This is a genomic window from Thermostichus sp. OS-CIW-26 (assembly GCF_054058395.1).
In genome coordinates this window covers 24,369-33,244 of the sequence record NZ_JBSSAG010000029.1, presented here as the reverse complement: position 1 = coordinate 33,244, position 8,876 = coordinate 24,369, and the positions used below count along the sequence as shown (strand labels likewise).

At 58.0% G+C, this 8,876-nt stretch carries 8 protein-coding genes, 1 pseudogene and 1 riboswitch; of the genes and pseudogenes, 1 reads left to right on the top strand and 8 read right to left on the bottom strand.

The genetic code is table 11. The annotated features are described in order from the left end of the window. A pseudogene (locus ACVW0C_RS11140) lies at positions 1 to 159 on the top strand (RNA-guided endonuclease TnpB family protein); the annotation flags it as partial. 1 nt (position 160) lies between these two features. Here ACVW0C_RS11140 and ACVW0C_RS11135 read toward each other — a convergent pair. The 8 genes from ACVW0C_RS11135 to ACVW0C_RS11100 form a co-directional block, all read right to left on the bottom strand. Continuing rightward, the gene (locus tag ACVW0C_RS11135; protein ID WP_457385434.1) at positions 161 to 1,345 is read right to left on the bottom strand and encodes a pyridoxal phosphate-dependent aminotransferase; all 1,185 of its coding nucleotides are present in this window, start codon (positions 1,343 to 1,345) and stop codon (positions 161 to 163) included. Between the two features lie 57 nt (positions 1,346 to 1,402). Further along, positions 1,403 to 2,005: a hypothetical protein gene (locus tag ACVW0C_RS11130; protein ID WP_457385433.1), complete on the bottom strand. Its 603-nt coding sequence runs from the start codon at positions 2,003 to 2,005 to the stop codon at positions 1,403 to 1,405. Positions 2,006 to 2,066: 61 nt separating this feature from the next. After that, a complete protein-coding gene (locus ACVW0C_RS11125; RefSeq protein ID WP_414356127.1) occupies positions 2,067 to 2,978 on the bottom strand; it encodes a cell division protein FtsX in 912 nt (303 codons plus the stop codon). Between the two features lie 93 nt (positions 2,979 to 3,071). Further along, entirely contained in the window at positions 3,072 to 3,746 is a 675-nt protein-coding gene (locus tag ACVW0C_RS11120; protein ID WP_011433476.1) for an ABC transporter ATP-binding protein, read from the bottom strand. Further along, entirely contained in the window at positions 3,733 to 4,662 is a 930-nt protein-coding gene (locus ACVW0C_RS11115; protein ID WP_011433477.1) for an ABC transporter ATP-binding protein, read from the bottom strand. Before ACVW0C_RS11115 ends, ACVW0C_RS11120 begins: the two co-directional genes overlap by 14 nt. Positions 4,663 to 4,666: 4 nt before the next feature. Next, positions 4,667 to 5,560, bottom strand: a complete 894-nt coding sequence (locus ACVW0C_RS11110) for an ABC transporter permease (protein ID WP_457385431.1) — start codon at positions 5,558 to 5,560, stop codon at positions 4,667 to 4,669. Further along, positions 5,557 to 6,558, bottom strand: a complete 1,002-nt coding sequence (locus ACVW0C_RS11105) for an ABC transporter permease (RefSeq protein WP_011429070.1) — start codon at positions 6,556 to 6,558, stop codon at positions 5,557 to 5,559. Before ACVW0C_RS11105 ends, ACVW0C_RS11110 begins: the two co-directional genes overlap by 4 nt. Next, on the bottom strand, positions 6,543 to 8,168 hold the full coding sequence (locus tag ACVW0C_RS11100; RefSeq protein WP_457385430.1) for an ABC transporter substrate-binding protein: 1,626 nt from the start codon (positions 8,166 to 8,168) through the stop codon (positions 6,543 to 6,545). Before ACVW0C_RS11100 ends, ACVW0C_RS11105 begins: the two co-directional genes overlap by 16 nt. 243 nt (positions 8,169 to 8,411) lie before the next feature. After that, positions 8,412 to 8,616: riboswitch (cobalamin riboswitch) on the top strand. Positions 8,617 to 8,876 lie beyond the last annotated feature (260 nt).

Genomic DNA, 8,876 nt, shown 5'->3' with positions numbered 1-8,876 from the left:
GCGGACTGGAATGGGGCCAACATGATTGCCAAACTTGGGGCTGCCGTAAACCAGCCTAGAGGTCCGTGGTTGGCTTGCCAACTGCAGGGCTACCGTTCGCGCCAGCGGGCCGGAGGCCTTAAGCCCGCCCTGTACTGCGAAGTAGTCAGGGTCGGGTAGTTTACAGGGAAGACACAAACCGGTGCAGCCGCTGCAGCCCTTTTTCGAGGGTGGTGCGATCGGCAGCATAGGAAAGGCGAATGTAGGAATCTGCCCCAAAGGCTACCCCCGGCACAGCAGCCACGTGGTGTTCCTTGAGCAGCTGCCGGCAAAACTCCACCGAACTTAACCCGGTTTGGCCGATGTTGACAAACACATAAAATGCACCTTCTGGCTCCGGGCAAGTCACCCCCGGCAAGGTGCGGATTCCGTCCAGCATCAGATCTCGCCGCTGCCAGAATTCTTGGCGCATTTTTTCCACAGCTGCTGCCGATAGGGGGCTGGTCAGGGCTTCCAGAGCACCGTACTGGGCGAAGGTGCAGACATTGGAGGTGCTGTGGCTTTGCAGGTTGATGGCCGCCTCAATGATGGGCTTGGGCCCGGCCAAGTAGCCCACCCGCCAGCCGGTCATGGCGTAGGCTTTGGCAAAGCCACTGCTGAGAATCAGGCGCGGCATCAAGTCAGGGCAAAGGGATCCCAGGCTGATGTGGCGGGCTTGTCCATAAACCAGCTTTTCGTAGATCTCGTCGCAGATCACGTACAGATGGGGGGCGGAGAGGATCACCTCTGCCAGAGCTGCCAGCTCGTGCTGGTGGTAAACGGCTCCGGTGGGGTTGGCCGGCGAGTTGAGAATCAGCAGCTTGCTGCGGGGGGTGAGGGCCTGGCGCAGTTGGGCGGCGGTGAGCTTGAACCCCTGGGCCTCTTCCGTCTGCACCTGCACAACCTTTGCCCCTGCCAAAATGGCAATTTCGGGGTAGCTGACCCAGTAGGGAACAGGCAGGATCACTTCATCGCCGGGATCCAGCAGCACCATGGCCAGGTTAAACAGGGTTTGCTTGCCGCCGTTGCTGATCAGGATTTGGTCGTGGCTGAACTCCAGGCCGTTTTCCTGCCGCAGCTTATCGGCCACTGCTTGGCGAAGGGCGGGGATCCCAGCGGTGGGGCCGTAGTGGGTTTTGCCATCTTCCAGAGCACGGATGGCCGCGGCCCGAATGTGGTCAGGTGTATCGAAATCCGGCTCGCCTGCGCTCAAGCTACACACATCCAGCCCCTCTGCCTGCATGGCTTTAGCCAGAGCCGAAATGGATAGCGTGGGGGAAGGGGATAGATGGGCGACCCGTTGGGACAAGCCGGCAGCAGACACCATCGGTTGGGAAGCTCTTTGGTTTATTTTAAGGTTCTCAAGCAGGGCCAATCTAGATAGCTAGGCTACTGCGGTCAACAGGCGGGTACCATCCACCAACAGCAGTTTGTTGCCCTCTCGCTCTGCCAACAGATCCCAAAACTCGCCCGCCACAGCTCCGGGCAAGAACCCTTCCAAGCGCAATTGCAGAGGAGCAAATTGCTTGGTTCCCTGGGGCTTGCGCCGCACGGTCACCTCAACAAAGCCATCGTGGGGCTCGACAATGCCGCGGATGTTAAAGCCTTCCTCTGTGTCCTCAGGGGCAGGCAAAAACGGTTCTTCTTCCCACTCTGGGTCTTGCTCCTCTTCCGGCAGGGCCAGGATGCGGATGATGCTCAAGCCCAAAGCCCCCCCTGAACGCGGCTGCGGCTGCACGTAGTACCAGTAGGTATGGCCGCTCTTGATGCAGTGCTCGAAGGGGCCGAGAAGCTCGGCGCGTCCGGGGGTAGCCGGATATTCTGCTCCGTCAGAGGTAACCAAGGTTGCCTGCGCATAAGTCTTGGGGATCGATTTCAGGGATCCCTTAATCAGGCCCAAAGCGCGGAACTGGTAGGGGTGGGCGGGAGGAGGCAATGGGTTCATGGCGGCCAGATCTTGGAAAGCCAGGGAAGTAGAGTCCATCATCTTATCCTATGGCGATCCTCAGATTGGAATATCCAGGGCTTTCCTCAGCATCGCCTCCAGCTCATCGCCCTGCCGACTTGCGCACCGCGATCAAGCTGCTGGTGGTGCCCAGAAAAACCCCCATCCCCAACAACATCGACGGCAAGAGCCAAAACTCCAGTTGGCTGCGATCTGCCTGCATCACCTTGAGGAAGGGCAAGGCAATCAACTGCTCCAGCAGCTCCTGCAGCAACTGCTGGGATCCCAAGATCAATCCCCAAGCTCCCACTGCGCTGATCACCCCAAACAGGCACCCTTGCAAAATAAAGGGCAAGTAAATCCAGGCTGCCGTCGCCCCCACCAATTGCATCACCTCGATCTCCCGCCGCCGCGCCATGACGATCAGGCGAATGGTGGTGGTGATGACCGCCACCGCTGTCAGGGCCAACACGCCGGTAATGGTCAGGGATCCCAGCCGTAGCATGTCCTGGAGCTGGGCCAGTTGCTCCACAATGCGGTCGCCGTAGTAGACCTCATCCACCCCTTCCAGTTGGCGAATCTGCTCCGCCACTTCCCCCAAGGCTTCGGTGGAATCCGCCTTAACCCGCAGAGCATCCACCAAGGGGTTCTCCCCCAACTGGGTTTCCATGGCCGCCTCGTCTTGGATCCCCATTTCCAGCAAAAGGTTGCGCCAAGCTTGGTCTTTGGTGATGACCTTCACCTCGGCCACATGAGGCAGTTGGGCAACCTGGGGTTGCAGCTCCACCCCCTGCCGTTCCGGCTCCAGATAGACGGAGATCTCCAGTTGTCCTCCCAGAGACTGCACCGTTGCATCCACACCCCAGGACAGCTCAACGCCGATCCCCACCAAGAACAGCAACACCAGCAGGGTGCTCACAGCGGCCCAGTTCAGCCAGCCCCCCCGCCGCAACCCCAAAAAAGTCTCCTGTAGGAGGTAGCGGATTTTATTGAGAAATCGGGAGAGAGATTGCATGCTGTTCTCCATCCAACAATCAATGGGCTCAGACCCTTGCCCCCTGGAGCTCAACAGAGCCTGTGGAGAGCAAAGTAGGGATCCCGGCAGCCCTCAGCGCAGATCATACAGGCGCCCTCCCTCCATGCGCACCACCCGGTGGCCGGCCCGCTCCACCAGATAGGGGTCGTGGCTGGTCATGATGACGTAGCGGCTGCAGAGCCGTTCCAGGAGAAAGCGATCATGACTGATGACCAAAAGCCCCATCTGATGTGCCCGCCCATAGGCCAAGACAGCTTGCCAGATCAGGGCTTGGGTATTGGCGTCGAGCATGGCTGTCATCTCATCTGCAATCAAATAGCGAGTTTGTGGGTTGAGAACCCGGGCGATGACAACCCGCTGCAATTCTCCCCCGCTTAGCTCATGGGGATAGCGGTTGAGCCAACTGGGGGAAATGCCTAAGGTGTGGAGAACCTCTGGCTGGGGAGGAGGCCCTTCCCGCAAGACCTGAGCTATGCGCCAGTGGGGGTTAACGGCCTGCTCTGGATGTTGAAAGACAAGCTGCACTGGGCAGTACCCTCGCCGAGGCAAAGGCTGCCCTGTCACACTCACCCGACCTTGGCTGGGGGTAAGGTAGCCCGCCAGCAACTTGGCCAGAGTAGTTTTGCCAAAACCAGAGGGAGCCATCAGCCCTACGACTTCCCCAAGTTCTACTTGAAGGGTCTGATCTTGCACCACCCAAGGCAGATGCCGTCCATAGCGAAACCAGAGATGCTCACCCTTGAGCATGGATACACCTCACCCACCCTCCTCCAACCGCCCGCAGAGGCGGATGCTCAGCTCGACAGATTTCACTTGCCCAGGGGCAGCGATCCCCAAACAAACAACCCGCAGGCAGTGCCTCAGGGTCAGGCTGGTTGCCTGGCAGGGGAGCAAACTCATTTTGGGGCAGGGATCGCCACAGAGCTTGAGTGTAGGGGTGGCGCAAGTTTCCCCTTTCGAAATCCTGAGCCGAGGCCAACTCGACTGTAGTGCCCGCATAGAAGACTGCCACTCGATCTGCCACCGACAACGCCGCCTGAATATCGTGTGTAATCAACATAACGCCTCGGCCCTCCTGGGCCAGCTCCCGCAGATGGGCAAGGGTCTCAGCCACCACCTCCGCGTCCAAGCCTGGCGTGGGCTCGTCGGCTATCACCAGCTTGGCTCTGCTAACTGCCGCCGTCGATACCAGCACCCGCCGTGCCATGCCTCCGGAGAGCTGGAAAGGGTAGAGGCCCTCTGTTCCCGGCGGCAAGCTATAGCGGGCAAAGATGCGGCTCACTGCTCTACGGGCCTCGCCTTGGGAGGCACCGCTGAGCCGAGCTACCCGCTGTACCTGGGATCCTACTTGCATGAGGGGATCCAGGTAGTCCACAGACTGGGGGATGAGAGCAATGGCCTTGCCGCGCAGTTGCCTACACCGCTCAGGGGTCAAGGGCTGCCCCTGAAATAGGAGAGTACCGCGCAGGGTAGCGTTCTCTGGCAAAAGACCCAAGAGGGCATGGGCCAGCAAACTTTTGCCCGATCCGCTGGCCCCCACCACTGCCACCACCTCCCCTGCCTTAACCTCCAGATCCAGATCTGTAATCACCTGAAGGTAGCGGCGGCGCAGCCCCCGCTCGTATCGGCTGAACCTAATGTTTAGGCCGGAGACCACCAACATTTCCCTACTCCTGAGCCGTACGCGGATTGAGAAGGGCCTGCAGGTTTTCTCCCAGCCAGTCAAAAGCCTTGACCGACAGCAGCAGCAGCAGTCCAGGCATAACCCCCAGCCACCAGTAGCCGGTGGAGAGGTGGCGCATGGATTCGGCCAGAATAATGCCGGTGGCCGGTAGGTGCGGCGAAATACCTACCCCAATGAATGAGAGGGCTGCTTCGTGCAAAATGGCGTGGGGAAACAGCAGAATAAGTCCCACTAGGAGCTGGGGCAAAATGTGAGGCATCATATGGTAGCGGGCAACCCAGAGGGAAGAGCGGCCCAGTCGGTAAGAACTCTGGACATAGTCAGAACTGCTGACCTGTAACACCTCGGCCCGCACCAGGCGCGCTAGGCTGGGCCAGTGGGTGAGGGCAACGGCAACAATGACTCCCCGAACTCCGCCGCCGACAGCAAAAGCTATAAGGATCTGCACCACCAGGTGAGGCAGGCTGAAACATAGGTCAATCATCCAGCAGATCGAGGCATCCACCCAGCCTCCCACCGTGCCACCCACCAAACCCAAAACAGCGGCGATCACCACGCTGACGGCGGCAGCCAGCATGCCTACCCACAGACTAAGGGACATCCCGTGCAAGGATCGGGCCAGCATATCCCGCCCCAGCCAGTCGGTGCCGAAGGGATGGGCCAGGGAAGGAGGCTGATTCCGCTGAGTTAGGTTCGGGCTCAGTCCGGTATCGCCGATAAGCCCAGCGCTGCAGAGGATAGACACCAAAAAAAAAGCACACAGTCCAATTGCCCACAGAGTCTGCCGCCTGCGCTCTCCTTTGACAGAGGACTCTGAGAATTTCATCCCCCCATCGGCATCAGCAGCAGCAACACGAGGCGATGCAAAAGGGATCATCCTATCCTCCCGCCAAGGCGAATGCGTGGATCGACAATCTGGTAGGACAGGTCAGCTAGGGTATTGCCGGCATAGACAAACAAGGCGCTGAAAAACACAATGCCCACCAACAGAGGCACATCACTGCGCAAAGCTGCCTGTACCGTTGCTTGTCCCAGTCCTGGATAAGCAAACACCTGTTCCACTAACACTGAGCCACCAAACAGTTCCCCAAAGGAGGCAAATTGCAGCGTCAGCGCAGGCAGCAAGATATTCCGCAAGCCGTGGTACCACAGGATCCCAGCCAGGCTTTCCCCCTGGGCACGAGCAAACAGCACATAGTTGCTGTGCAACACGTCAATGAGCTTCTGACGAGTGTGCAAGGTGATGTTGGCAACGCCGATGAAAGTTAGGGTGAAAGCAGGCAAGAGCAAGTGGTGTAAGCGCTGCCAAAAAGTCACCTCCTCCGCCAACGCGCCAGGTGGCGCGGCGCAACAGATAGGTGTTAGACCCAGCTCTACCGAAAACGCGATCAAGAGTAGCAGCGCCACCCAGAAAGGGGGAGAAGAGGCGAGGGTGTAGGCGTAAAGACGAATACCGCGGTCAACCCAAGTGCCCTGAAACGCTGCGGCCAAAACCCCCAACCCCACTCCCAGGAAACCGGAAAGCAGCCAGGCAATTGCCAGTAAGGGCAGCGATAGCTCAAACCGCTGTTGAATGACCTGCACCACTGGCTGATTGAACACCATTGAGGTGCCCCAGTTGCCTTGAACCATCTGCCCAAGCCAGTTCCCAAAGCGAAGCAGCATGGGCTGATCCAGCCCCCAACGCTGGGCAATCAGGTCTCGTTGGGCTGGGCTGATCTGCAGCATGTCGGCCCCTACATAGGCTTGTACGGGATCAACAGGGGAGAAGCTGAGCAGGGCAAACGTCAGGACTGCCACAGCCGCCAGCAGCAACCCCAGCCGAGTCAGCTTATAAGCCAGAAACAGCAGAACTGACCTCAGTTGCACGTCCATTTCCAACGGGTGATGTTGGCTGTGATTGGCCAACCATGGCCATGAGGCTGTACCTGCGGCTGGCCTATATCCAAGCACTCGTGGACAAAGTAGGTATGATCCAGGTTTACCAACCAAGCCCAGGCTGCATCTCCTTTGGCAGTAAAGCCTTGCTTTCCATCCCACTGGGCTGCCCGCCAGAAGGGGATAGCTTCAGCTTCAGAGGGGGCCTCCATAGCCAGATCCAGCATTCGATCCACAAACGGGTTGGCATAGTAGCCGGCATTGAAAAATCCCCCCTGGGCCGCTTTGCTGTGGTAGAGGTTGTACACCTCAGTTGGGTCATGGCTGCCCCAGCCAAACAGCACCACGTTGCTGTGCATGAGCGGAGTGATGTCATCCCAACTTTTGCCCTCGACATTGACTCGGATGCCCACAGGCCGCAGCATTTCTGCAACAGCTAGGGCCAGGGCTTGGCGAATACTGTCGTTGGCCGGGTAGAGCACGGTGAACTCAGCCCGCAGCCCGTTTTTTTCCACTACCCCATCCCCATCTTTATCGCTCCAGCCTCCCTCAGCTAGAATCTGACGGGCCAGGTCTGGATTGTTGTCCTCAATCTTGGCGGTCGGCTCTTCCCAGGGCAAACCGCTGACTGGGCCATAGGCAGGGGATCCGTAGCCTTCTAGGACTCCATCCACCAGCGCCTGTCGGTCAATGGCGAAGTTGACCGCCTTGCGAATCGCCAAGTCAGAAGTCACATCGTTGCCGATGGGGTATCCCTTTGGGGTTGTCGCACCGGTTTTAGGGGGAAAGGGGAACATCAGCCCTCGGTTATCCACACTGGGAATGGCGTGAAGCTTCATGCCCTCAACAGTTTGCTTAGCCAAAGACTGAGGCACGCTAACCACGTGTACCTGTCCGGCTCGGGCTGCTGCAAAGGCTGCATCCTCCTCCAGGAAAAGGAAAACCAGCCGCCGAATGCCAGGAGTCTGGCCGTAATATAAGGGATTTGCCTCCACAATCAGTTGTTGCCCCTCATCCCACTGCACCAGTCGGTAGGGGCCAGAGCCAATGGGTTTGCGAGCATAATCAGGCCCGTGGGCATGTTGAGGCACGATACCCAAGGTGATGAGGCGGTTGACAAAAGTACTTTGGGGTTTTTGCAGCCGCAGCTCCACCGTATGAGTGTCGATAGCTACTGCTTCCTTTAGGGCGGTTAGGTCGACCAGACCACCACTCCGAGCTGCTTGGTTAAAGGTGTAAGCCACGTCCGCTGCTGTGACAGGTTTTCCATCGGAGAAGACTGCATCCTTTCGTAGGGTTACCGTCCAGGTTAGGCCATCTTGGCTGACAGTGTAGCCAGTCGCCAGGTCGTTTACAATCTCAAGGTTCTCGTCCCGCCGCAGCAGAGTGCTTTGGAACAAAGGCGAACCGTAACGTCCCCAGCCCAGGGTGGGATCAAATCCTTCTTCCCTTTCCCCTCCAATGGCCAGCACGATTTGATCGCTGGATCCTGCTAGCTTTGGATCGAAAGCTGTCCGCTCAGCAGCATTCTGAGCGCATCCAGCCCACATCTGGCTCAGCAAGAAGAGGCCCACAGACCACACAGTTACTTTTAAGCTTGATGCCATAGAAACCCCGATCTGTCGCTTTTTCAGCAAAAAGGAGCAAACCCCCTTGCCTCCTGGACAAGACTTATGGCAGCTAAGCTATCACTGCCTTATCTTGAGAGCAATGCAGGGGGGGAGGATGCTTAGAGGATTCCGATGACTTCCTGCAAGACCGCTGGGTGAAAGGTGAGGTCTGGTAGCTCCAAAGGCTGCTGGCTTGGTGATGATTGAAGCACTCTACTCCCGTCTCTGAACTTCGTGATACGATGTAGCTCAGCTATCGGTTCTGACGGGGATCAGCCGCCAGAGGAAACGGGGAAAGAGCAGTGAGAATCTGCCGCTGTCCCGCAGCTGTGATCCGGTTTAGGAGAAGTCCTGCAGCAAATCTCTAGAGTCATTCGCTGCCGATCCAGGTCTTGTCCCCCAAAACCGTGTCAGTCAGAATGCCCGCCGATGGTTTTTCTAAACTTCACAACATCTGCGAGGTACAGATGGTAACTGTCTTGGCTTTAGCTCGTTTCTGCTTTCGTTATCCTGAGCATTTTCCCGGCGTTGCTCCCACAAGCTTTCGGTACTCCTCAGCAGTAGAAATAAGTCCAAGAACCCAAGCAAGACTCTGAGCCAGTTGGCCGGGAGAGAGTAAATTTTGGGTGCTGTTGCACCAAGATCTATCAAGATCTACAGCCCGCCTACGCGAAGGAAAGAGTGAGATGTCAGGCTTCCTGACTT